23 protein-coding genes are annotated in these 24,425 nt (G+C 35.9%); all 23 read right to left on the reverse strand.

Annotated features, from left to right (window positions below):
- Positions 1-9: 9 nt before the first annotated feature.
- The 23 genes from AAEU29_RS03535 to AAEU29_RS03645 all read right to left on the reverse strand — a co-directional run bounded on the left by AAEU29_RS03535 (position 10) and on the right by AAEU29_RS03645 (position 24,397).
- Positions 10-1,410, reverse strand: coding sequence for an undecaprenyl-phosphate glucose phosphotransferase (locus tag AAEU29_RS03535; protein WP_421972084.1), 1,401 nt, complete (start codon positions 1,408-1,410; stop codon positions 10-12).
- Positions 1,411-1,643: 233 nt separating this feature from the next.
- A complete protein-coding gene (locus AAEU29_RS03540) occupies positions 1,644-3,059 on the reverse strand; it encodes a phosphomannomutase (protein ID WP_421972085.1) in 1,416 nt (471 codons plus the stop codon).
- Between the two features lie 202 nt (positions 3,060-3,261).
- Positions 3,262-4,110: a dTDP-4-dehydrorhamnose reductase gene (rfbD, locus tag AAEU29_RS03545; protein WP_421972086.1), complete on the reverse strand. Its 849-nt coding sequence runs from the start codon at positions 4,108-4,110 to the stop codon at positions 3,262-3,264.
- The gene (rfbB, locus tag AAEU29_RS03550) at positions 4,110-5,177 is read right to left on the reverse strand and encodes a dTDP-glucose 4,6-dehydratase (protein ID WP_421972087.1); all 1,068 of its coding nucleotides are present in this window, start codon (positions 5,175-5,177) and stop codon (positions 4,110-4,112) included. Before rfbB ends, rfbD begins: the two co-directional genes overlap by 1 nt.
- Positions 5,178-5,191: 14 nt before the next feature.
- Positions 5,192-5,737 (reverse strand): dTDP-4-dehydrorhamnose 3,5-epimerase, encoded by a 546-nt coding sequence (gene rfbC / locus AAEU29_RS03555; protein WP_421972088.1) that lies wholly within the window; start codon positions 5,735-5,737, stop codon positions 5,192-5,194.
- On the reverse strand, positions 5,734-6,618 hold the full coding sequence (gene rfbA, locus AAEU29_RS03560) for a glucose-1-phosphate thymidylyltransferase RfbA (protein ID WP_421972089.1): 885 nt from the start codon (positions 6,616-6,618) through the stop codon (positions 5,734-5,736). Before rfbA ends, rfbC begins: the two co-directional genes overlap by 4 nt.
- A 17-nt stretch (positions 6,619-6,635) precedes the next feature.
- Entirely contained in the window at positions 6,636-9,191 is a 2,556-nt protein-coding gene (locus AAEU29_RS03565; RefSeq protein WP_421972090.1) for an AMP-binding protein, read from the reverse strand.
- Between the two features lie 15 nt (positions 9,192-9,206).
- Positions 9,207-9,695 (reverse strand): serine O-acetyltransferase, encoded by a 489-nt coding sequence (locus AAEU29_RS03570; RefSeq protein WP_421972091.1) that lies wholly within the window; start codon positions 9,693-9,695, stop codon positions 9,207-9,209.
- On the reverse strand, positions 9,692-10,213 hold the full coding sequence (locus AAEU29_RS03575) for a serine O-acetyltransferase (protein ID WP_421972092.1): 522 nt from the start codon (positions 10,211-10,213) through the stop codon (positions 9,692-9,694). The genes AAEU29_RS03570 and AAEU29_RS03575 overlap by 4 nt, the downstream gene beginning before the upstream one ends.
- Before the next feature lie 86 nt (positions 10,214-10,299).
- Positions 10,300-11,607, reverse strand: coding sequence for a glycosyltransferase family 4 protein (locus AAEU29_RS03580; RefSeq protein WP_421972093.1), 1,308 nt, complete (start codon positions 11,605-11,607; stop codon positions 10,300-10,302).
- Between the two features lie 144 nt (positions 11,608-11,751).
- Complete coding sequence (locus tag AAEU29_RS03585; protein ID WP_421972094.1) at positions 11,752-13,113, reverse strand: oligosaccharide flippase family protein; 1,362 nt, start codon at positions 13,111-13,113, stop codon at positions 11,752-11,754.
- A gap of 191 nt (positions 13,114-13,304) precedes the next feature.
- The gene (locus tag AAEU29_RS03590) at positions 13,305-14,402 is read right to left on the reverse strand and encodes a glycosyltransferase family 4 protein (RefSeq protein ID WP_421972095.1); all 1,098 of its coding nucleotides are present in this window, start codon (positions 14,400-14,402) and stop codon (positions 13,305-13,307) included.
- Entirely contained in the window at positions 14,399-15,733 is a 1,335-nt protein-coding gene (locus AAEU29_RS03595) for an O-antigen ligase family protein (RefSeq protein ID WP_421972096.1), read from the reverse strand. Before AAEU29_RS03595 ends, AAEU29_RS03590 begins: the two co-directional genes overlap by 4 nt.
- A 2-nt stretch (positions 15,734-15,735) precedes the next feature.
- Positions 15,736-16,464, reverse strand: a complete 729-nt coding sequence (locus tag AAEU29_RS03600; RefSeq protein WP_421972097.1) for a WecB/TagA/CpsF family glycosyltransferase — start codon at positions 16,462-16,464, stop codon at positions 15,736-15,738.
- Positions 16,457-17,674 carry a glycosyltransferase family 4 protein gene (locus tag AAEU29_RS03605; protein WP_421972098.1) on the reverse strand — a complete coding sequence of 406 codons (1,218 nt, stop codon included), beginning with the start codon at positions 17,672-17,674 and terminating at the stop codon, positions 16,457-16,459. The genes AAEU29_RS03600 and AAEU29_RS03605 overlap by 8 nt, the downstream gene beginning before the upstream one ends.
- Complete coding sequence (locus AAEU29_RS03610) at positions 17,675-18,631, reverse strand: glycosyltransferase family 2 protein (RefSeq protein WP_421972099.1); 957 nt, start codon at positions 18,629-18,631, stop codon at positions 17,675-17,677.
- Between the two features lie 53 nt (positions 18,632-18,684).
- Positions 18,685-19,653 carry a glycosyltransferase family 2 protein gene (locus tag AAEU29_RS03615; protein ID WP_421972100.1) on the reverse strand — a complete coding sequence of 323 codons (969 nt, stop codon included), beginning with the start codon at positions 19,651-19,653 and terminating at the stop codon, positions 18,685-18,687.
- Positions 19,634-20,059 (reverse strand): hypothetical protein, encoded by a 426-nt coding sequence (locus tag AAEU29_RS03620; protein ID WP_421972101.1) that lies wholly within the window; start codon positions 20,057-20,059, stop codon positions 19,634-19,636. Before AAEU29_RS03620 ends, AAEU29_RS03615 begins: the two co-directional genes overlap by 20 nt.
- Positions 20,052-20,354, reverse strand: a complete 303-nt coding sequence (locus AAEU29_RS03625; protein ID WP_421972102.1) for a hypothetical protein — start codon at positions 20,352-20,354, stop codon at positions 20,052-20,054. The genes AAEU29_RS03620 and AAEU29_RS03625 overlap by 8 nt, the downstream gene beginning before the upstream one ends.
- A gap of 71 nt (positions 20,355-20,425) precedes the next feature.
- Positions 20,426-21,391 (reverse strand): glycosyltransferase family 2 protein, encoded by a 966-nt coding sequence (locus AAEU29_RS03630; protein WP_421972103.1) that lies wholly within the window; start codon positions 21,389-21,391, stop codon positions 20,426-20,428.
- A gap of 1 nt (position 21,392) precedes the next feature.
- Positions 21,393-22,559: a nucleotide sugar dehydrogenase gene (locus AAEU29_RS03635; protein ID WP_421972104.1), complete on the reverse strand. Its 1,167-nt coding sequence runs from the start codon at positions 22,557-22,559 to the stop codon at positions 21,393-21,395.
- Positions 22,560-22,643: 84 nt separating this feature from the next.
- Positions 22,644-23,561, reverse strand: a complete 918-nt coding sequence (gene galU, locus AAEU29_RS03640) for a UTP--glucose-1-phosphate uridylyltransferase GalU (protein WP_421972105.1) — start codon at positions 23,559-23,561, stop codon at positions 22,644-22,646.
- A gap of 395 nt (positions 23,562-23,956) precedes the next feature.
- Positions 23,957-24,397 carry a hypothetical protein gene (locus AAEU29_RS03645; protein ID WP_421972106.1) on the reverse strand — a complete coding sequence of 147 codons (441 nt, stop codon included), beginning with the start codon at positions 24,395-24,397 and terminating at the stop codon, positions 23,957-23,959.
- Positions 24,398-24,425: the final 28 nt, after the last annotated feature.

Here is a 24,425-nt window from a genome sequence, read left to right on the forward strand (position 1 = left end):
CTTCCTTTATTAGTAAGCATTCTTGCCTACAAACCCTTTAAAAAACGTTAAAAATATAATTTTTATATCAAACCATAGTGACCAGTGTTTGATGTAAAATAAATCGTACTCAACACGCTTTTCCATTTTTTCAAGCGTATCAGTTTCGCCCCGCCACCCATTAATCTGAGCCCAACCAGTGATACCTGGTTTTACCTTATGGCGCAGCATATAAAACTCTACTTTTTTACGATATTCTTCATTATGAGAAACAGCATGTGGTCGTGGGCCAACAATAGACATTTGTCCCGTAATGACATTAAAAAATTGGGGAAGCTCATCTAAGCTTGTTCGACGTAAAAAACCACCTAATTTTGTGACGCGTGCATCCCCTTTTGTGGCTTGTGTCACTACATCGCTATTTTCCATAACCGTCATTGAGCGAAACTTCCATACACGTATTTTTTCACCACCAAGCCCGTAGCGGTCTTGCTTAAAAAACACAGGACCTTTAGATGTCAATTTTACGGCTAATGCGATCAATAACAGAAGCGGTGAAATCATTACTAGAATAAGCCCGCCAATAACAATATCTTCTGTGCGTTTAAACATTTCTTTGGCGCCTAAATATGGAGATTCAAACACACTCAATGTATCTACATCACCTATATGCTCAATTCTTGCGTGAATTAAGTTAGAAAGAAGAAAATCAGGAATAAAATGCACATCGACTGTGCTATTGCCCAGTTTTACCAAAATATCAGAAATGCGCTTTTCGGCTTTAAACGGAAGAGCAATAAATAACACCTCAATTTTACCCTCTTTGGCATTATTGACAGCGCTATCTATTTTGCCTTCAACATGGAGGTGCAAGTCTTCAAAAAGGCGTTCCGGTTTTCTGTCTTCAAAAAAACCAACAAACTCATAACCAAGCTCTTCATGTTGAGTAATTTGCCTAAATAAATTCGCACCTGACTCTGTTGCACCGATAATCGCAACTTTTTTTGTACTAAGCCCTAAACGACGACGATTTTTTTTATATGCGCGAACAAAAAAACGACTCAAAAATAAGCCTAAGAAACTAAAAATAAACCATAGTCCTAACGTAAAACGAGATAGAGATTCTGAGAATTTAAATATAAAAGCGACTAAAAATAGTGCAGCAAACGACACAATTAAACACGCCCAAGTGTTTATTACCATTTCTCTGAATTTTCCAGCTCGCCAAGAACGGTATAAATTGAAAAGTTCCGCTGTATATAAAAATGCTACAAGCACTACACCTAAAACAGTTACATATTTATGGCCAATCGATATGTCGTATACAAAGCCTGCAGCAAATAAACTTGTTATCAAAACAATTAAATCAGTCGCACGATAAAGGTTTGCGCCAGAGTTGCTTGCAGATTTAAATGTACGGGAAGGTTTCACCCTACCTCCATGTAGTTTTAGGAATATTGAAAGTAAATCCGGACTATTATATGTAATCTGGGATCAAAAAAAAATCTAAACAACCAAAAAGGTAGTATTTATTTATAACTTAAATTTATATAAATTGAATTATATGCTTATCTTAATATAAAAATATGACAACTTATTACATCTAGATGCAGAATTGTAGTCAGGTAAAGAGCCACTAAAGATAATCTTGAGTGGCTGTAAGATTAGAGTGCAGAAATTGCGTTCAAAACAGTATTAACTAATTGCTCAGATTTTAATTCTGAATCACTTTCAACATAACACCTAAGTTCTGGTGCATTTCCAGACGGGCGCAGATGCACAATTGTTGAATTTTCAAACAACATTCTGAAACCATCGGTAGTATCAACTTCTATCAACGTATTGTTAATCTCAAGTTTTGCTAACCATTTTTTTGGATCACTACTGATATTCTCAATTAGTTCTAAACTTTTCTCTCTTGCAAAGTCTTTAATACGATCACTAGCAGTATAGCGAGAAGGTAAATCTGCAACCAATTTAGATATACACGTTTGATTTAGCTGACTTAACAAAATAATCGCCGGAAGTATCGCATCTCTTGTAGGTAATGGTTTTAACGTTTTACCATTAATTTCAACTTCACTTGCTAGTAAATAACCACCGTTTGCTTCGAAGCCGGCAACACTTTTATATTTTGAGCTTAACCAGTCAAATTCAGCAATTACATAAGGTGAACCTATTTTAGTGCGTTCAACATGTTTAAACAGATCACTTTTTTCAATCGCAGTATTACAACTTACCGGCGTGGCAAGCGCTTCAATACCTAACATTTTTGAACACAACAGCCCTAAAACATCTCCACGAAGCCACTCGCCATTCTCATCAGATAATAATGGCCTATCACCATCACCATCAGTTGAAAACAGCGCATTTAGATTAAACTCTTTCACCCAGTCACGGGCTTTTTGCTTGTCTTCATCAGACACTGCTTCCGTATCAATTGGCACAAAGTCATTACTTCTACCAAGTGATATAACCTCAGCACCAAGTGATTCAAAAATAGTTCGGTAAATATCTCTTCCAGCGCTTGAATGCTCATAAATGCCTATACGCTTACCGCTAAGTAAATCAGACGAAAAGGCCTCTGTATTTCGTAATACATAAGCATCAGATGCTTTACTACATATTTTCAGCTCAGGTAAGTTATCAATCGACGAAACTTCAACTTTTGCTGCTAGTATTGCACTTTCATCAGCCTTAGTTATTTCACCTTCAGGTCGATAAAACTTAAGTCCGTTACGGTCAAACGGAATATGACTGCCTGTTACCATAATACACGGCATATTGTTTTGCATTGCATAAAAAGCAAGTGCTGGTGTAGGAATAACACCGTAATAGACGGTTTTAATACCTAATTGGTCAAGACCCGCAGCGATTGATTGCGCCATCTGGTAACTGCTAGGGCGATTATCAATCGCAACAGCAAACTTATCTAAACTTGTTTCTTGCTGCATTACATGCGCGAAAGAAATTGCAAATGCCGCACAAACTTCTGGTTTAAAATCCTCAACCAACCCTCTAGCACCGCTAGTACCAAAAGTAACACCAGAGTTAGTGATGATTTCATTAGAAAAAGCCATATTTATTTACTCCGAGGTGTGAACCAGACATTTTTTAATAATTTTCAAATTAATATTGTCCATAAACTTTAAATTAAGCTAATGAACATTTGATTACTATGTTTATGTAGAATTGTCATGAAACTCAGTAAATAACTACAAAATGTAAGTCAAATACATAAACCATAGTGCACGTAAGAAAGGATCAAAAAAGCATACTAACCTAATCTATCTCATTTATCATACTTTCTAAGTTAAAGCGCCAGTGTTTAGCCAACTTAGGATATGTCTTTTCCATCACACTAAATGCTGGGCGACTTGCCGGAGTTGGATATTGACTCGCGGGGATAGGCAAAATCTCAATAGGTTTAGTGAGTAACCCCTTTTCTAAAGCAATCTCTTGAATCGCAACTGCAAAGTCATACCAAGAAGCAACACCTAAATCGCTATAATGCTGAATAAGCTGCATAGTATCTTGTTCAGCTAACCGCCATAAGTATTCGGCTAAACCTTTAGCATAAGTTGGGCTACCAATTTGGTCACTTACGATATTTAGTGCATCTTTCTCAGCCATGAGACGCAGCATGGTTTTTACAAAGTTGTTACCATGACTAGAGTAAACCCAAGAAGTGCGCACTATAGCGGCGTTTTCTGGGTAGATTTCTTGAATAGCTAACTCACCAGCAAGCTTAGATGCACCATATACATTGATAGGGTTTGGCTTATCATCTGTTTTGTATGGTGTTGATTGAGTACCGTCAAATACAAAATCAGTTGAAATATGTAACAACCTGATATTGTTTGCTTTTGCAATGGTTGCTAAATTTGCAACGGCGTCTCTATTAAGCTCAAAAGCGGCATCTTGCTCTGTTTCGGCTTTATCAACCGCAGTGTATGCAGACGCATTTATAATAATATCTGCCTGCACATTTTCGACAACAGCTTGAATGGAAGCGATATCGAGCACATCGATATCGCCTCTGCCGTAAGCAACCACTGAGATATGTGAAGGGCAAGTTGCCAATAATTCATTAGCAACCTGACCACTTTTTCCAATAATAAGTGCCCTCATTAGCTATCAGCACCTAAGCGTTCACGTTGATAGCTGCCATCTTGCACATGTTTACACCATTCAAGATTTTCTAAATACCATTTAACGGTTTTTAAAATTCCTGAATCAAATGTTTCTTCAGGATGCCAGCCTAACTCTTTATTAATTTTGCTAGCGTCTATCGCATAACGTACATCATGGCCTGGTCTATCTTTAACAAAAGTAATGAGTTCTTTAAAATCACTTAAACCATTTGGTTTATTAACAATCAGCTCATTGAGGTGATTACAGATAGTGGTAACTACTTCAATATTTTGTTTTTCGTTAAAGCCACCAACATTATATGTTTCGCCAAGCGTACCTTGTGTTACTACGCGATATAGTGCACGTGCATGGTCTTCAACAAATAACCAATCACGTACTTGTTTTCCATCACCATAAATTGGTAATTGTTTACCCTCTAACGCGTTTAAAATGACCAACGGAATTAACTTTTCTGGGAAATGGAACGGCCCGTAATTATTAGAACAGTTAGTTAATACAACAGGTAAGCCGTATGTTCTGTGCCAGGCACGCACTAAGTGATCTGACGCGGCTTTTGATGCCGAGTATGGTGAGCTTGGCTCATAGGCTGTTTCTTCAGTAAATAAGCCTGTTTCACCTAAATCACCATATACTTCATCTGTGGAAATGTGATGGAATCTAAATGCAGCTTTTTTATCATCACTTAATGAAGCGTAGTAACTACGTGATGCTTCTAGTAATTCATAAGTGCCAACCACATTAGTTTGAATGAATTCACCTGGACCATCAATAGAACGGTCTACATGGCTTTCTGCTGCTAGATGCATAATAAAATCTGGTTGGTACTTTGCAAAAGTGCTAACAACTAATTCTCTGTCACAAATATCACCTTGCACAAAGTGATAGCGTGGGTTATTTTCAATCGATTTTAGCGACTCTAAATTACCCGCATATGTTAGCTTATCAAAGTTAATAACTGTGTTTTCAGTCTCATTTATTAAATAACGTACAAGAGCCGAGCCAATAAAACCTGCGCCACCTGTTACAAAAATTGTTTTACTCATCGTTTTCTCAGTTATTAAAAATAAGGTGCGTTTTCAAACAGCAAACCAGCTTCATCTTTAGCTGATAGCTTTACATCTTCATTAGGTGTTAACGGCCAATTAATCGCTAATTTAGGATCGTTCCATAACACACTCTGTTCATATTCAGGCGCATAGTAATCTGTGCACTTGTACACAAACTCCGCTGACTCACTGGTAACATAAAAACCATGAGCAAATCCTGCAGGCACCCATAATTGGCGTTTATTATCATCATTTAATAAAATGCCAACCCATTGCCCAAAGGTCGGGCTATTTTTACGCATATCAACCGCAACATCATATACTTCGCCATGCGTAACGCGAACAAGCTTACCCTGTGTTTGCTCTGTTTGGTAATGTAGTCCGCGTAAGATACCTTTGCTTGATTTGCTGTGATTATCTTGCACAAAAGTCACGTCAGCTATATTTTCACGAAACCAAGACTCACGAAATGTTTCCATAAAAAAACCGCGCTCATCACCAAATACGTTTGGCTCAATGATTTTTACATCCGGTATTGTTGTATTAACAATTTTCATGAGAAGACCTTTTGGTTAAGCAGATTTAATAAATATTCTCCATAACCGCTTTTACGCAATGGATCTGCCAATGCTTTTAATTGCTCGGCATTAATGTAACCCATACGGTAAGCAATTTCTTCAGGGCAATTTACTTTCAAGCCTTGGCGTTTTTCAATTGTCTCAATAAATTGTGCGGCTTGTAGTAAAGAATCGTGCGTGCCTGTATCCAACCAAGCAGTACCACGCCCCATAATTTCTACATTCAATGTACCTTGCGCCAAATATTGATCGATAACATCTGTTATTTCTAACTCGCCTCTAGGTGATGGCTTAACGTTTTTTGCATAGTCAACTACTTTACTATCAAAGAAATATAAGCCTGGCACTGCATAGTTCGACTTTGGTACAGATGGTTTTTCCTCGACCGAAATGGCTTTACCTTGTTCGTCAAATTCAACAACACCATAGGCAGTCGGATTTGCTACGTGGTAACCAAATACAGTCCCACCTTGTTCACGAGCAGCAGCGTTTTGTAGCGATTTCACCAGGTCATGTCCGTAAAACAAGTTATCACCCAACACTAATGCTGCGTTTGCGCCATCCAGAAACTCTTCTGCAAGCAAAAATGCTTGTGCTAGGCCATCAGGCGAAGGCTGAACTGTATACTCAATTTTAATACCCCAATCATTCCCATCACCAAGTAAATCAACAAAGCGCGATTGCTCTTCAGGTGTTGTAATAATTAAAATATCTTTAATACCGGCGCACATAAGTGTACTAATTGGGTAATAAATCATGGGCTTATCATAAATAGGCATCAGCTGTTTACTGACAACTTTAGTTAATGGATAAAGCCTTGTGCCACTCCCTCCAGCGAGGATAATTCCTTTAGTATTCATAACATATTCACTTAGATCTAGGAAAAATAGAATTTACTAACTTTTCGATACATATATACATAAAACAATAAAAATAAAGACATAGCGATTGATAGTGCCATTGGTATGCCTAGCCCTGACAAAACATTCTTAAGCGGTATTACCATCGCATGACTAATAAATAATGGAAATGCTAATACCCCTGTTGCAGCAAAGAGTTTCGTCAACAGACCCGGTATTGTTTGTTTAGAAAGAATGCTAAAAGTTAATTTCAACAACAAAAGCGTGCTACCAAAATAAAACAACCAGCCCCACCATGGCGTTACTTTGGGAAATATCAACCACAACGCTTGTTGCTCTAATTGGAATGACATACTTATTGCCAAAATAATAAGCAAACTGCCTAAAAATATAAGTGCGTCACCTGATATAATATTCGATTTTTTAATAAGTAAAGAGCCCACATACAAGCCAAGTAACACCCACGCGCTCATCTCAAAATAGTTATACTTTGCCGTTAGAAGTAAAATTCCCATTTGAATAAATGGGTTTTCACTTGGGGTGATCCCAACAGTGCTAATAACAGTGTGTATGCCATAAAATACTGAAGCTAAAAGTAATAGTTTTAACTCTGAGCTTTTTCCAGAAATAGCTTTTAACCATAATGGAATTGATAAAACTGCAAAAAAGTAATAGAAAATTACTGAGTAGAAAGCGTGTGCAATATCCATAGCGCTTACAGCTGGCTTATTGATAGACCAATCACAAAGCCTCACCAAAGCAAGAGCTGTAATACCAATCCCTAGTATTTTAACGTTACGCCAAACAAGCTTATTAACGGAGAGAGGATCTTTGTCGTAGCGCTCTTTAGTATAAGCCCCAATACCGATACCAAAAGCAATAGCAAAGCCAGGTGTGCCTGAGCTATAAAAACTTGCAAAATAACGATTTATTTCAAGGAAAACACCACCTAAGCGCTCAACAACACCTAAAGCCCAGTGCGCACTAATATTTAGTAATACCAAAATTCCTTTAACTATATTAAAGGTCTCATTAAGTGTTCCTGCATGAATTTTCTGGGGTTTTTCACTACTCGATGATGCGACAATAATTTGGGAAATTGTATACCCTTTAAATATTTTTCGACAGAGCTCTTTATCTAGACCAGCAGCCTCCATTTCCATGATAACTTGAATAGCTGACAGCGAGTCTCCACCTAAATCAAAGAAGTTTTCATTAACAGATATATTCTCAACTTTTAAAACACTTTTCCAAATATTCAGTATTTCAGTTTCCTGGTCTGTAACACCTTGATTCTTAGCTGTACTCTTGTTCATTTCGACATTGTTATAATAGCTAGAGGCGACTAACTTTTTTTGAACTTTGTTAGTCTCAGTTCTTGGCAAGCTGTCTACTTCAAACACTTGTTTATTACTAATCCCAGTAATTCCTTGTAAATTAAGAGATTGTTTAAATGACTTAAATAATAAGTGAGTCTTTTGAGAAGTTGAGGACTCAACCGCTAAAATAACACTTTCACCCTTCATCTCATCACTTACTTTGATAACTGCGAACCCAGTATGTATATTGGTAGCTAGTGAAATTTCGCGCTCTAAAATATCTGGAGAGACCTTAATACCCGCTATATTCGCAATATCATCGGCCCTACCTTCATAATAAAGAAAACCATTTTTTAAACTCCCTTTGTCATTCGTTAAAAAATAGCCTTCATCATCTTTTAATGAAACCAGCTCTTCACCAACTAACATACAGTTTGCAACATGTGGGCCTTTAATTTTAATTAAGCCGCGGTCAGTTAACTTAACATCAGTGCCTGAAAGTGGTTTTCCAACTGATTCAAGATTATCTCTTTCAAGATCAATTCTTAAAAATGTTGAGCGTGATGCCTCTGTTAAACCATAATGCTGAGCTATTTTTGCATTAGGAAAAAGCTTAAGCATTTTAAGCTTTTCCTCTTCACTCATGTATTGGCTGCCAATTTCAATCCACTTAACTTTGTGTCCAATATTTTTAAATAATGATTCGAATTTGAATAAAACCCGCCATAATGAAGGCACTGCTGAGATAGCATTAATCTCATCATTCGCTAACATACTTGCAATTTCATTAGGATCAAAGCCATTACTCGGTATAAAAAATTGACCACCGACTAAACTAACAGCTCGGCACCTACCAAAGCCAAATGAAAACGTAACAGGCACACCTACATATTCTTTAATACTGCTATCCATTTCCATTGCAATAACAATACGTTGAGTTGTGTTTTTTAAATTACTATGCGAAAGACAAATCCCTTTAGGTTTGCCTTCAGTACCTGAAGTAAATGCAATTTGAGCTATTTCTCTCGAATCATTTGGAATGTATTCTTGACCGTTATACCAACCAGTAGCAGCATTTTCAGACTTAGAAAATTGTATCTCGAGTGTCTCGGAATCTTTTAATCCGTAAGCATTTTTATCATTCGCAAAACAATTAGCATTTGTAAGGTAAGTAAATACCTTATCCAAATAACCTAAACTATTTTGTGCTTCAATTACGTTTATTCTTCTTAGCTTTAAATCATCAGTCTTCATTTTTCTGTATATCACTTACAATTCCCTAGCTGGGATCCCTACAACTGTTGCATTTTCTTTTACATTTTTTGTTACTACTGCATTAGCGCCTACTCGGCTGTGTTGACCTAATACAACATTTCCTAAAATTTTAGCGCCTGCGCCAATATCAACATGCCCTTCCAACACAGGAGCCGTGCCATTCTCTGCCCCTGCAAGTGTTACTTGTTGAAAAATAAGACAGTTAACACCGATTTTGGCATTAGGGTGAATAACTATGCCATTGGGGTGTGGTAGCAATAATCCCCCTCCAATTTGGCAATTCAAACTAATTTCTGCTCCTGTCACTATCGACCAAAATCGATGTGATACTACCCAATATTTACTAAGAATCTTGCCCGTAAATCGACTTTTATCAAGTGATTGATATTTGCGGATGCTTTTTAGTAATCTTCGGCTAGGATCCCAAAACCTGCGTGGAACCTCTCTTGACCAATCTGCTTCAGTTGAAGATACATGACTCATTTTGTCTGCTCCAAAATTGGTTTCGCAGGTACGCCAACAACTACTTGATTTGAGTTAACTGATTTATTGACCAATGACATAGCACCAACAATCACATTGCTACCAATTTTAATATCACCAATTGCCATTGAGCCCGCGCCAAACTCGACATTATCGCCTATAACGGGAACTAACCCTTTCAGTTTACCCTCACCAATAGTAACACCTTGCCTCAGAATACAGTTGTTACCAATAACTGTATTTGGATGAATAAAAATGTTGCCAAAGTGATAGATACGTAACCCAGCCCCCACAGTTACATCTTTTGATAGACTAATGCCAGTAACAAGCTCTAAAATATGAAACAAAAACCAATAAATCTTTAAGTTTATTTTCTTCCATATGCCATCTTTCATTAAATCAACGGATTGCCCATGTCTATACCAATAAACAGCCCATATTGATTGTTCTTTTAACCAAGGCTTTAGAGGATATCTAGCCTTGTCTGATTCCCATAAATTCTTAATATCAGGATGCATACTCTGTAAACTTATTTAAAGGTAAGTTGATTATTTATAATTCGATTATTAATTAGAAATTAAAAGCGTTCACTTCAAAGCATTGGCTATTGCAATGGGCAACCAAAATCTGGCTTTGCCAATTGTTTGTTTAAAACCCATTCATATACACATTGCATCATTTTTGCTTTCGCATCCCATGTGAAACATTTATTAACATAGGTAATAGATTCTCTACCCATTACTTCTATTTTTTCCGGCTCGGCCAATAAACTTTCTAATGCGCTTTCAAACGCTAGGGCTAATTCATTTTTTGGCGCTAAATCAATGCGGACGCCCGTTTTACAATTTACAAGTTCTGCTGGGCCACCGTAATTAACTACCATAGGCACAACGCCTAGCGCCATCGCCTCTAGCACCACTCCTCCACCAAATTCTCTAATACTTGGGAAGATAAGCACATCATTTGATTTAAGAATAGTTTGTACACTCTGGTGTTTAACATTGCCATGAAAAGTTACCCCATCAGACAAACCAAGAGAGTATGATAACTTTTCTAAAGTTTCTCGCTCTGGGCCATCACCCAAGATGTCAATACAAACCTTGCCCTCTAAAACCAATTTTTTACACGCATGAAGAACTACATCTACACATTTATACGGTACTAAGCGGCCGACAAATACTAACTTAAGCTTTTCACCAGCTTGATAAAAAGACGTTTTAACGTCGTTAAAACGCAACGGGTCTATTGCATTTTCAGGCAGATAAATGCATTTATCTCTGTAACTCATTGGTACTTGTTCTAAAGTAGCTTGACTGGCAATCACCAAAGCAGATGCGCTCTGACGGCTGCTTTTATAATAAGGTAAATACTTATATAGATCTCTCATAGGCGCGAGCCACTCTCGCTCTTTTTTTCGCTCTTGGTCGTATGCTTTAGGCCAAGGTAAGCCTCCAGCAATCGGCCCCCAAATAAATGGGATATTTATCTTGTTACAGCGCTTTGCAATAAAACTCGGTAAGGTTGGCGATAAGGGCGTTAGCCTATGCACAATATCAAATTCATTTGCTTTTAATTTGTCTTTAAACTGCTTCCATACTAGCCTTTCAAATTCTAAATAAGCAGGAAGCTGTAAGGCCATACCCGTAGTCCAGCCAGTGCCTTCCTTGATTAAAAGTTTTCTTAAATAATTGATATATTTAAACACATGCTCAGTATTTATAACTGTAAAATCTTTACCTTCAATTAAGCCTGCGTCTAAAAACGATTTTCTATGCCTTATTTGAGTAACAATATGCACATCTGCTACTTTTCTAAGTGCTTGGCTATGTGACCATGCAACCAAAGGTACGCTTACTAAATTTGGGTCACAAAGTTCAGCTATTAGTAAAACCCTTAGTCGTTTTTTATTCACTTTCTAAACCATTTATTTTTTTAATCATAATGAACATTTGCTTTTAAAAAGCTTGTACCTTATTTATTGAAATTTATAATTTTTATTCTTAGTCAAATAACTAGGTGACTACTTAGTTTAAAATCCGTACTACTTGTTTTTTACTCAGCCAATAAAGCGGCTTAAAAAATAAATAACTATTCCTGCTAAATACCCTAATAATAAGCAAGGAATAATACTAACTAAACTTAAAAGTTCTTTTTTCAAATCAAACAATTGTATGTGTCTATTAATATAAACAGTAACGCAAAACGAAATTACACCATATAAAGAGGAACCTAAAATAGCAATGTAAAAGCCGTAAAGTTCGAATAGAATTAAAATAAGCGCAATTTTTGTAAGCGCTTCAATGCCAGTTACAATCGTAGCTAGTTTCGGTTTACCAATGGCCATATAAATTGATGTAGAAAAAGACACAGATATAAATAATAACTGTAACGAAAGTAGCTGCAACAAATCACCCGCTAGTGCATAATCTGCGCTAAAAAGGAAATCAACAATGGTTTTGGCACAAAAGAATACGGTAGCAAAACAGAAAAAAGCAAAAAAATCGATCTTCTTCCTTACATTGTAAAATACTAACTGTAGATTCTCCCCTGCATTATAAGCAGCACTAAATTTTGGAAATAAGACTTTCGAATTGATAGTCAAAATAACTTGTTGAATGGATAAAAATAGCAAGCCCGCAATTGCATACACCCCCATTTGTTCTGGTGTTATATAGGCTGCAAAAATAAGTTTATCCACTTGTGTTAAAGTAGCGGTTACCAAGCTTGACAAAACAACCCATTTCCCAAAAGAGAAAATCCGTTTAAAAATTAAAGCATTCCAACCAAAAGCATCTCTTTCTCCGGTTAAGAAAATATGCCCTGCTACAACATTTATAAATACAGCTAAAAGTGAAGCAAATATTAATCCCCATAAAGACGGGTAAAAGTAGGCTAAACCAATAGACACAACACTGCCAATAACTTGCGAAGCAATTTCAATGCTTGAGAGAACGCCGTAATCCATATGCTTACTGGCAAATGCAACCTTTGTAGACCTAAACGCAGTAATAATTGGTTGTATTGCAACTAAAAGTAATAAAATTGGGGTATCACTATGAGCATAAATGTTTTGCCCTATCAAAACTCCAAATTCTTGACCTAAATAAATTGCTAAAGCTAAACACAATACCAAAGTAGCAATAATAAAGCCGACTGTTACTTGAAGAGTGAAGGCAGTATTTCTAAACTCCTTAGTTTCGCTATCTTGGTTTCTAACTAAACTTGTGTTAACACCCAAATCACACAACATCGTTAATAAAACTAAAATTGAAAAAGCAAAAGCCATAAAACCAAAAAATTCAGGCGCTAGTAATCTGGTCAATATTAAGTTAGAACCTAGTTTTAAGATTTGACTAAGAACGTAAGTCGCAATTACTACAATCGATGCTTTTTTTGTTTTTGATAACTTACGTAGCATTTAAAAACATTCCGCTATATTTTATAAACTTCATTATGTTGAGATAAACCTTACAAATCACTTGGGCTAATACGCATTTGGAAATTACTGCAAAAAAACGAATGAAACTTAAAAAAATTAACTGCTTATTAAAGGCTTGAAATTAGAATACCGTTTTGCATTTTGGTAATTCCCATATTATTACATTATTTTTATGGGTGTTTTTCTGGATATAAAATTGTATTCAAAATACTCTCAAACTTTAGTGTCAAGTCCCGCCAATTGTGCTTTTCTCCTGTTTTCCTAGCGCTAAGAGTAATTTTATTCTTTTCTTCTTCATCAAGGTCGCAGTATTCAATGATTTTTTGTGCTATTTCAACTGTCGAAAAATTTTTGGTAAGAAAACCTCCTCCTTGTTCAATTAATTCAGGAGCAGCACCTGCAGCTGTTGCAATTACAGGTGTTCCACATGCCATAGCCTCTAAAATGGGTAAACCAAACCCCTCTTCGTCCGAGGGGAAAAGCCAAACATCTGCAGATTGATAAATATCAGGTATTTTTGCTTGAGCAGGTTTAATATAAAGATCATCAAACATTTCTTTATGGTGATCTGGTATATCTATGTCTCCGCTAAACCCAATAAGCTTTAATTTAGTATTTTGCTTTTTAGCAATCTCAAAAGCGTCTAGAGCTCGAGCACTATTTTTAGTTACTAACATGGAATATAGAACACCAACGTAAAAGTAACCTCTAAAAGCTTTTTCTTTGTAGAAAAAACAATCACTATCTACACCATTTGCTAATAGCTCTATACCTGTTTGGTTAAAGTCATTTTCAATTTTTTGCTTTAACCAACTAGAGACTGCAATCTGCTTAAACTTGTCGCTTTTATAGATAGCTTCAACCCTGTCCTTTGGCGTATGTGGCAACACTTCATAACCTTGAATAAAGTGAACCTTTTTACCTTTAGAATCTGGTAGGTTCTCTATCCATTCGGCCGTTTCCCACCATGTCGCAATAATAATATCTGCATCTGGAAAGTCCTCTGAAACAGGTCCGCTATTTTTAATTTCAATAAGTTTAAAATTTTCATTTGAAAAATTATCAAATAATGTTGTATCCAGCCCAATTTGACTGAATTTTTTTTGGTGCAGTAGACCAGCTTTTATTCTCTGTTTAACTGTACCCTTTTTTGTAAAAGCTAAAACACTTACATCATGACCTAAATCTAATAAAAGTTGGGTATATATAGCTACAACTCTAATGCCACCGCAAACAATGGGCTTTGGTGATACAAAAGTTATTTTCATCTATTTTCCCTTTCCTGTTTAAAGTTAACTACAGTAAAGTAACCTGCCCCAAGTAAAAACCAGACCCAGGAGTCAAGGGAGTCATTAACTATTTGATCTACCATTATTAATGACATTGCGCACGCAAAAAGCCCAATAGAAAAACTAACAGCATTAGCAAAATGAATTGATGTTTTCAAGATTCTATGGATTGAATAAATTGCTAAGCCAAAAATAGCTATAAAACCTAATAAACCAAACTGACCAAATTCAATAATCCAGCGCCCATCAGTTACACTACCCATCAAACGGTTACGTCCCCAACTGCCCCAACCAAAAAGCAGCTTATCTTGTGCATGTTGTATTAATAGTGTTTCATGAAAAAATCTAAAATTTAAAGAGTGAGCTCTGTCAACATCATATGCCAAAAAGAAATTTACAATTGCTTCGTGAGGAAATATCATCAGAATACATAATAAGGGATAAAACAAGACACAAAAAGTTATTATTTTTGTGGATAATCGAGTTAATTTAGTTCTTCCAATTAAGACTAAAGCTAATATAAAGAACCCAAATAAAATTGCCCCTACTGCTTTAAAAATAATCAAACAAAATAGTAGATATAGAGCAATATAAACAGGAGAAATACCTTTAAAAACCTGTATTCTACTTTTCCAAAGTACACAAGCGGCTGTAAAACACGCAAACATATATATCCCAACTAATAACCCATGCCCTAGAAATACAACAGGCCTGAATCCCCCAAATCTAACTTGTTGGTTGAAACTATGTGGGAAAAATCCATACACCCAAGTATGTAGTTGTGGACTTAGCCTTACTTCTATTAACGCCAAAACAGAATAAAAAAGCCCACTAATAACCATTAATTTACATACTTTATAGAAATCGTTTTGTGATTTAATTAGTTGACTTGCAATGATAAATGGTAAAAGTAATAAGTATTGCCTCATTAATACAGATACAGAATCATATAAAGTCATTCCCTGTATCCAGTATGCCCCATTAAAATATGGCTCCCCATTAGTAACAACGGTAAAAAATGGGCTCACGATTAATGTAATTACTAAGAGTTTTGCAACCTTAGGTTTTGGTAGCAAAGAGATTGATTCTTTTTTAACTAAGATTAAACATAGCAAAGCGGCCAACGCTGGAATCGTTTGTTTATCAAATGCAGGAATGAGCGGAAAATCAATATTAACATTTACAGGCAGTAACAGTGCTCCACCAACGATGGTAAAAAAAGTTGCTGTAACACTATCTGCACGCCTGTAAATAAAGTAAGCAATAACTGGCCATGCACAGAGCATAAAATAAGCAAAAAAATTAGGCACAGTTACAACGCCTTGTAAATTTTAATAAGTGATAGTGCATTTGCTGAATATCGTTTTACTAAGCGTTTTGGGTCTTGCAGCATACGGTACAGCCATTCTATGTGTAACGTTTGCATCCATTTAGGAGCTCGTTTTTCTTCACCTACTAAAAACAAAATTGAAGCACCAATACACAAGGCAACACCTTTAAATTGGTTACGCAGTTTTAGTTTGCCTGCCAGTACTTCTTGCCTAGGCGAGCCAACTGCCAAAAATACAAATTTACAGCCACTACGTTCTATAATATTTAACGTTTTTTCTACTTCTTCAGGCTTATTAATAAACCCCATTGGCGGGTTGTAATGCTGGATATCTAGATTCGTATATTTATTTTTAACACGCAAGATAACTTCATCATCGCCACCAATAATTAACACTCTATCATCAGCTGAAAGTTGAGCATCAAAAAGCTCTTGTGTAAGGGTTGAACCAGGAATAACTTCCTCAACTCTATGCCCTTTTAATTTAAGCAATTTTTCGAAAATACGGCTGTCACATAAGTTTAAACTTGCTTGCTGGTAAATGGTTAGTAATTCAGTGCTATTTTTACCCACCAATCTCGCTAAATGATCAATGTTCGGGGTAACAATATATTCTGGTTTATCACTTCTACTCAGTTTTATCGTTTCGCTTATTGCCGCACTTAAAGTGCAGTTGTCTAATTCAATTAAATTTGTAGTAAGTTTATTCATTAATTGTATTCATTAGTCGTTGCGCATTTGCTTTCATTGAAAAGTGCTTAAGAACATGCTGTTTCGCATTTTCTTTTAGCTTTAATTTTTCGTTGCTATTCATAGAAAATGCAGTTTCAATTTTGCATGTTAAATCGTCGATATCTGCTGATTTTGCGATAAACCCAGTTTGATTATCAATCACAAGCTCTGCAACACCTGATACATCTGCTGTAATTACCGGAACACCTTTAAGCATAGCTTCCATTAATGACACAGGAATACCATCCATATCACCATTTTTGTCAACAACACATGGCAATGCATAAAAGTCTATTGTATCAAGCCAATTAGCCACATTGTGGTTATCCATTTGCCCTAAAAATTTAATCTGTTTTTGTAGATTCAATTGTTTAGCTTGTAATTCTAACTTTTGCTTCTCAGGCCCATCACCTGCTATTTCAACGATAAAATCACGGTTAGGCAGCTTTGCACAGGCATCTATAAGAATGTGAATACCTTTTTTTTCAACAAGCCGAGCTAAAACACCTATTTTAGGTGTTTTATTTTCCGGATCATGGCTTCTAGGTACAAAACTCAGCTCATCAACACCACAACGAATCACCCTCAGTTTGTTTGCTTTATCATACTTAGCTAGCTGGCATTTGTTATACTCTGAAATCGTAGCGAAAAATTTACTTCTGTTGATTTTTTCATTAAGTAAATAACCACGCTCAAAAATATCATTAGCATGTGCTGTTACACTATAAGGAATACCTGCAATATTAGCCGCATACATTGCGATATCGGTAGGAACATGTGCAAAGTGCGTGTGTAAATGCGCTATTCTTTCTTTTTTCAATACATCAGCTAAAAAGCAACTAGCTAAAAATCGATAACATTGACCCGCAGCTAACGAGTTAAACAAACCGAGCTTTATTACATCCTTAACCAAGTTTGCAAGTGTTGAAAACATGGTTGTGGGCGACGTAAAGATCAATCTAATAAAGCTTTTAAAAAATGCCTTTACACCAGCATTATAAATGTAGGTAACATCACCTAGTTCTTTTTGCACACGTTGGCTAGCCAATGCTGCTGGCTTATGTACTGATGCAACTTTTATCTCGTAACCTAGTTTGCGTGCCTGAAAAATTTCATTGTAAATAAAAGTGGCTGACAAGGATGGAATTTCAGGCCCAAGGTACATTACTTTCTTATTAAGGTTTGCCACTTAAACCTCTTTATTTGGCATAGAATAGCCAGGGTTGTTTGGGTTCCAATATGCTGCACGCTTTTGATTAAACTCTTTTGCAGCTTTTACTTTACCTTTTGTTAAACAAGCCCAATGAAATTGCTTCATTAACTTTATCATTTCTGGGTCATCTAAACGCTGCACATTAGTGAATGCACTTTTAACATAGCCCCAAAATGTTGCAATAGAACCTATAACATATGGTTTTTTATTTAATCTAAATACCACAGAGGCAAACATATAAAGAAAGCCTGTGCCCATAAAATATTGCCCAAACCCATGGCGAATTCGACCAGTCCAAATACTTTTTTGGCTTGAGCCCATTGGCCTTAAATGGGTGAATCTAATTTCTGGATGATCTTCACTGGCTGAAATCCATCCTAATAAACGACATCGGTGGCTATCAATACCATCCCACATAACTTGACGGACAAAACCACCTATTTGCTTAAAGCATTCAACACGATAAAATTTTGTCATACCCACTGATGATTCATCGCCACACACCTCAGGTATTAACTCTCCCGATTTATCATCAATAAAATATGGCTTACCACTATAGGTACCTAATCTTGGTTCTTGCACCATTTGATTAATCAGAAATTCAAAATAGCCATAGGGTAAATCTAAGTCTAAATCTAACTTACAAATATAGCTGTAATCATCAATATTTAGCTGATTGTAACCGTCATAAAAAGCTTCAATAACACCTGGACCAACAGCACGGTGACCACGGTTTTTACGCGTTAAAATTTCAATGAAATCGTACTTATCAGCATATTCTCTAAGTATTTGAGGTGTATTATCGGTAGAACCATCATCAACGATCAACCATTTAGCAGGTGTTATTGTTTGATTAACTACTGATTCTAATGTCTTTCGCATGTACTTTTCTTCATTGCGACATGGAGAGATAATTAAATATTCGTTTCCCACTAAGGTTAACTCCTACCGATTTGTTTATTAAAAATTAAAGAGATCTTCTTGCTCTATTTATATTGTAAATTATTAACTTTATTGAATTTAAAACGTAAAACCCCAATTTGCTGGGGAAACTTAGCCAATAGAATAAAAATACTTTCCAAAAGTTTATCCTTAAAGCGATATGGCTTCTTAAGTTTTAGAGCTACTCTTATTGCCTGTAGCGGATACACTAGTAATAGCAACAAAGAGATTGGAGTAATTAAACTGCAAATAAGAATTAATAAGGGAATGAGTGTTGCCCAAATAAGAATACTTCTTTCCTGTCCAACAAAACCATCCCACTCCTTTGCACTGGCATAGCCATAACCACTTTTTGTATTTCTAGTCCACCACTGGGAAAAATGATGCATTGCACTATCATGAGAAGCCATTTCAAAATCAATGCATTGAATTTCGAATCCGAGTTTCTTAACCCGTTTATAAAATTCAGGTTCTTCTCCGGCAATAAGTTCAGCGTTAAAAAACAACCCTTCCCTAAATATTCTTGCTCTAACTAATGCTAATCCACCACAACTATTTATAAATCCAGAAGGAATATACCAACTTAAATCAGCTAATTTATTGTAAATAGAAGCATTTACATGTTTTTCTCTTAAACGCCCACACACTGCAGCAGTATTAGGATTATCCTGTAAATGATTAACTGAATTTTCAAGCCAATGTTCGTTTAACTCACAATCTGCATCAATTAACTGTATGTAGTCTAATTCTGGACATGTTATTAGATGCTTGATGCCAACATTTCGAGCAAGGGCAGCACTTAATTTTCTATCTTCTGAAAGTTCAATACACTCAATATTGTATTTGTTAGCAATGGAAATGCTGTTATCAGATGAGGCAGAATCAACATAAATAATGGTCGCTTTTGTACCAACGATTGATTGCAAACATTTCTCTAGTCGCTCACCCTCATTTCGTCCGATTACCACTATTCCAACTTTTTTTAAGTCGATGTTATTTTTTACGTTGTTCATGCTTTTTTACTGCTAATTTAATAAAATGAACATATGTCAGCATTATGCCAATACATATAAAAAATAATATTGCCTGACCAGCTAAATCAAACACTCTATCTAAATTAGGATTGGTACTTTCAATTTGCTCAAACCAAGAATGAAAGAAAAATATGTTAAACCATGCTGTCCTGGTAATATCTTTTTCTAAAATGCCAAGGGCATGAATAATATCGGGCACTAAACCCCAAAGACCAACTAAACCAATTACTACAGGAAAATAAAGAAACCAATGCCTATTAACTCTATTAATGCTTTTAAATACTTGCTTAGTTTCTTGTAGCTTATGTCTATTTTTACCAATTAAAAATGCGATACCGCTTCCAACAGCTGCACCTATAGAAAAGTAAACGTGCTTATCAGGCATTAGATTTACCCCCCCAACCATATTTTCTACAATATCTTACCAGCGCAATATATTTAAAAATAATGTACGTATATAAAGTGCCACAAAAAAGTGCCACAATCGCTGTTCTTGCAAACACTTTAGCTAGTATTTCGTTGGTATGAATTAAATCATAAAAAAAGAAAACATTTAGCCAAGGTGCAGTATATTCTTTGCCAAATAAAAAGTAAGGTAACGCGGCCCAAACACCAAGAATAAAAGGTATAAAAGGGCTATAGACTTGTACTTTTAAGCTTTTCTTAGCACTAAACTGCATTACTAGCATTACTAAAAAACCCACAAGATATGCGAAGGCAAAGTGGCCTGAACCCTTAAGGTATATCTCCACTACTCTATACCTTTTACAAAGCTACTATGGCTTAAAAAAGAGCTAAAGTATTTTGGCGGCAGCTTAGCTTGGTCCTTTTTAAGTAAGCCTTTAAAGGTGTATATAGCTAAGCCAACAATATGAAAAAAATCCGCACCAATAGCACCCAACCTTCCATAAGACTTAATTAAAAATCGTCTCCGTGAATTAAACCAATAATTAGGAACAGGCTTAACTTTATTTGTAATTCCTGTTGAAGCTCCAACAAAATGTTTAATCACACTTTCGTCGACATAATATGAAGCAAATCCACGTGCTTTTGCCTGAAAACAAAAATCAACTTCTTCGTAATACAAAAAGTAATCATCATCCATTTTTTCCACTACATCAAACACAGCTCGCTTAGCCATAAGTGATGCGCCAGAAACCCAATCGTATTGATGGAAGTTTTTGGGGTGATGAACAGGTACAACTTTATTTGGTAGCAGTCTATCTAGAATACCTAGTTTGGCACTTGTTAAAAGTTCCCCCAATATACTTGGGTAGTTAAAAGCTGACGTCAACTTTTCGCCTTGCTCGTTAACTTGTTTAGAGCCTGCAATACCAGCCAATGGGTTCGATTGCAAAAATTCAACTAGTTTCGCTGCGGCACTATCAAAAATAACTGTATCTGGGTTTAATAGCCAAATGTAATCACAGCCACTTTCTAAGAGTGGCTTTATAGCAAGGTTATTACCATAAGCGAAACCACCATTCTTATCGGCATTTATAAATGTGACCCAGGTTTCGAACCCAGCATCTTTAATAAATGATTTAATTTGTGCAGATGAGTTATCAGGTGAGCAATTGTCAACTACATATACTAAGCATGAAGAAAATTTTTGAGCTTCAGCTTCAAGAGATTTCAAACAATCAATCACTAAATCAGGTGTGCAGTAATTTACAATTGCAATGCCTAGTTTTATGTCTGCTATTGCTTTACTCATATCAATCACTGCCAAACAAATCTCGTGTATACACTTTAGCAGCGACGTCTTTTAGACATTCGTCCATTCTGTTAGAGACGATTACATTAGACATAGCTTTAAACTCATCAAGATTTTTAATTACTTTTGAGTTAAAAAATAGTTCTTCTTCTAAAACTGGTTCGTATACAACAACCTCAATACCTTTAGCCTTTATTCTTTTCATAATTCCTTGAATAGAAGACGCTCTAAAATTATCTGAGCCGGTTTTCATTATTAATCTATAAATTCCAACCACTTTTGGTTGTTTGTTTATTATTGAAAACGCTATGTGATCTTTACGAACAGTATTTGACTCTACAATTGAGTTAATAAGTGTATTTGGTACATCTTCAAAATTTGCACGAAGCTGTTTAGTATCCTTTGGTAAGCAATAACCACCATAACCAAATGAAGGATTGTTATAATGATTTCCAATACGCGGGTCTAAACTCACTCCATCAATAATTTCTTTTGTATCTAAACCATGGCTTTCTGCATATGTGTCTAATTCATTAAAATAAGAAACTCGCATAGCTAGATATGTATTGGAAAAAAGCTTAACTGCTTCGGCTTCAGTTGAACCAGTTAACAATATTTCAATGTTCTCTTTAATTGCTCCTTGAGCAAGTAGCTCAGCAAACGCTTGAGCTCTTTCAGATTTCTCACCAACAATAATACGTGAAGGATGAAGGTTGTCATAAAGAGCTTTACCTTCACGTAAAAATTCTGGAGAGAATATAATATTACTAGAACATAGCTTTTGCTTAATACGCTTGGTAAAGCCTACCGGTACAGTTGACTTAATCACCATGATTGCAGCAGGGTTAATTGCATTAACATCTTTTATTACAGCTTCAACTGATGATGTATCAAACTTATTTGTTACTTCGTCGTAGTCAGTTGGCGTTGCAATAACTACATAGTCAGCATTCTTATATGCTAAGTTTTTATCAGTAGTAGCTACTAAATTTAATTTTTTATTTGCAAGGTAATCTTCGATTTCTTGATCAACAATAGGTGATTTTTTATCGTTTATAAGGTCTACTTTTTCTTGCATCAAATCTAATGCAATCACATTATTATGTTGTGCTAATAAAATTGCGTTTGATAGGCCTACATAACCTGTGCCTGCAATTGTAATATTCATATTTTAATCTCGAAGAATACATTAAACTTACTAGTGCATATGCAAAATGTTTGGACTAACTAGCGATTGACCCAAATACAGTTATCATGCGATTTTAAGGTTTTTATTTTCATTCATTAAAAACTTTGTTAACTCGCTCTTAAAGTCAGCTCCCAGTTTGCCGCAACGCAAAGTGTACTCGACGTTAGCCATTAAATAACCAAGTTTTGAACCACAATCATGAGATTTGCCTTTAAGATGATACGCCTCTAAGCTTTCCAACTTACGAAGACTATGTAATGCATCTGTTAGCTGTATTTCACCGCCTGCGCCTGGAGGAGTAAATTCAAGTAATTCCCATGTTGAGGCACTTAAAACATAGCGGCCTGTAATGGCTAAATTACTTGGTGCCTCATCTATAGCTGGCTTTTCTACCATATTAGATATAACAGCGCTGTCACCTTGCTGTAATTCAACACCGGAGATATCAACAACACCGTATTGGTTAACCTGTTCAGCTGGTACTGGTTCAACCATAATTTGGCTTGCGTTTGTTTCTTCAAAACGCGCTATCATTTGAGCTAAATTGTCTTTTTTTAGATCACTTTCGTACTCATCAACAATTACATCAGGTAATAATACAGCGAAAGGTTCATTACCAACGATTGGTTTAGCGCATAATACTGCATGGCCCAAACCAAGTGGCTGTGGTTGACGGACAGAAATAATAGTTACATCTTTAGGTACAATTGCACGTACTTCTTCAAGCAAACTGCGCTTAACACGTGCCTCGAGTGTTGCTTCAAGTTCAAAGCTTGTATCAAAGTGGTTTTCTATAGAATTTTTAGAAGAGTGAGTAACAAGTACAATTTCTTTGATTCCAGCCTCAACTGCTTCTTTAACTACATATTGAATAAGAGGCTTATCTACAAGAGGAAGCATTTCTTTTGGAATGGCTTTAGTTGCGGGCAACATACGAGTACCTAAGCCGGCAACTGGCAATACTGCTTTTTGTACTTTCACAAATGATCCTATGATTCAAAATAGCAGAAAATTTTCATTGCTTCCCTGCTAACAAAATTGAGCGTGTATTATACGTTTTTAAGGTATTATTTCAATCAACAATCCATATTTGGCATTAATTTAATATTCCTTAAGAATATAAAAATTTATTTTAAAGAACTCTAATTTAATTAGTATTACACTTTATTACTTAGGCTGATAAAAATTACTTAAACGTTATTTTTAATAACTAATAACAACAAATCAATATACCCTTCTATAAAAAGCAATTAACCGATTTATTTTTAAAATTATTGTTGGTCGGGGTGAAAATGTAAGGTTAGAAAGTGTGAGGTATCTATTTAAATAAAGCTTTGAATTGCAGATAATAAAAAACCTCTTGCGAGGTCCTTTACTTAGTTATTGTTGTCTTCGGAAGTGCCGCCGCCACCGCCGCCGCCGCCGTTACCACCATTACCATTACCATTACCCATACCACGATTGATATTACGACCAGCGCCAACTCCTCGTCCAACACCATTATTGTTTTGGCCTGCAGCTGTGTATGATTCAGTAATGATACCAACAAGGGTTGCATCAACTCCATTGGCTAGTGCTATTGTGATAAAGTCATCTTTTATAACTCCAGCTGCGTCAGATGCATTTGCGATTTCTTGCAAAATATTTTGATCTGAAGGGTTTGCAGCAATCAGGTTTGCAATAACAGTCTCTAAGGACGCTTCATCCGCTTTTTGTATAAGTTTAACTATGTCCAGTTTTTCGTTTGCATTTACAGCAAAACCTGTACTCGTGATTAAGCTTAATGCTAATAACGAAGCTGTTGTTAATTTTTTCATTAAATTGTCCTTAAACTGATATATGCAA

This window comes from Pseudoalteromonas aquimarina (assembly GCF_049257255.1).
Classification (GTDB): domain Bacteria; phylum Pseudomonadota; class Gammaproteobacteria; order Enterobacterales; family Alteromonadaceae; genus Pseudoalteromonas.

Excerpts from the sequence above, each read along its gene's own strand:
- AAEU29_RS03590 (WP_421972095.1), bottom strand. The coding sequence starts at position 14,402 with ATGAAAATAACTTTTGTATCACCAAAGCCCATTGTTTGCGGTGGCATT.
- rfbA (WP_421972089.1), bottom strand. The coding sequence starts at position 6,618 with ATGAATACTAAAGGAATTATCCTCGCTGGAGGGAGTGGCACAAGGCTT.
- AAEU29_RS03620 (WP_421972101.1), bottom strand. The coding sequence starts at position 20,059 with ATGCCTGATAAGCACGTTTACTTTTCTATAGGTGCAGCTGTTGGAAGC.
- AAEU29_RS03570 (WP_421972091.1), bottom strand. The coding sequence starts at position 9,695 with ATGAGTCATGTATCTTCAACTGAAGCAGATTGGTCAAGAGAGGTTCCA.
- AAEU29_RS03540 (WP_421972085.1), bottom strand. The coding sequence starts at position 3,059 with ATGGCTTTTTCTAATGAAATCATCACTAACTCTGGTGTTACTTTTGGT.
- AAEU29_RS03575 (WP_421972092.1), bottom strand. The coding sequence starts at position 10,213 with ATGCATCCTGATATTAAGAATTTATGGGAATCAGACAAGGCTAGATAT.
- AAEU29_RS03565 (WP_421972090.1), bottom strand. The coding sequence starts at position 9,191 with ATGAAGACTGATGATTTAAAGCTAAGAAGAATAAACGTAATTGAAGCA.
- AAEU29_RS03625 (WP_421972102.1), bottom strand. The coding sequence starts at position 20,354 with ATGCAGTTTAGTGCTAAGAAAAGCTTAAAAGTACAAGTCTATAGCCCT.
- AAEU29_RS03645 (WP_421972106.1), bottom strand. The coding sequence starts at position 24,397 with ATGAAAAAATTAACAACAGCTTCGTTATTAGCATTAAGCTTAATCACG.
- AAEU29_RS03585 (WP_421972094.1), bottom strand. The coding sequence starts at position 13,113 with ATGCTACGTAAGTTATCAAAAACAAAAAAAGCATCGATTGTAGTAATT.
- AAEU29_RS03600 (WP_421972097.1), bottom strand. The coding sequence starts at position 16,464 with ATGAATAAACTTACTACAAATTTAATTGAATTAGACAACTGCACTTTA.
- rfbB (WP_421972087.1), bottom strand. The coding sequence starts at position 5,177 with ATGAGTAAAACAATTTTTGTAACAGGTGGCGCAGGTTTTATTGGCTCG.
- rfbD (WP_421972086.1), bottom strand. The coding sequence starts at position 4,110 with ATGAGGGCACTTATTATTGGAAAAAGTGGTCAGGTTGCTAATGAATTA.
- rfbC (WP_421972088.1), bottom strand. The coding sequence starts at position 5,737 with ATGAAAATTGTTAATACAACAATACCGGATGTAAAAATCATTGAGCCA.
- AAEU29_RS03635 (WP_421972104.1), bottom strand. The coding sequence starts at position 22,559 with ATGAATATTACAATTGCAGGCACAGGTTATGTAGGCCTATCAAACGCA.
- AAEU29_RS03615 (WP_421972100.1), bottom strand. The coding sequence starts at position 19,653 with ATGAACAACGTAAAAAATAACATCGACTTAAAAAAAGTTGGAATAGTG.
- AAEU29_RS03630 (WP_421972103.1), bottom strand. The coding sequence starts at position 21,391 with ATGAGTAAAGCAATAGCAGACATAAAACTAGGCATTGCAATTGTAAAT.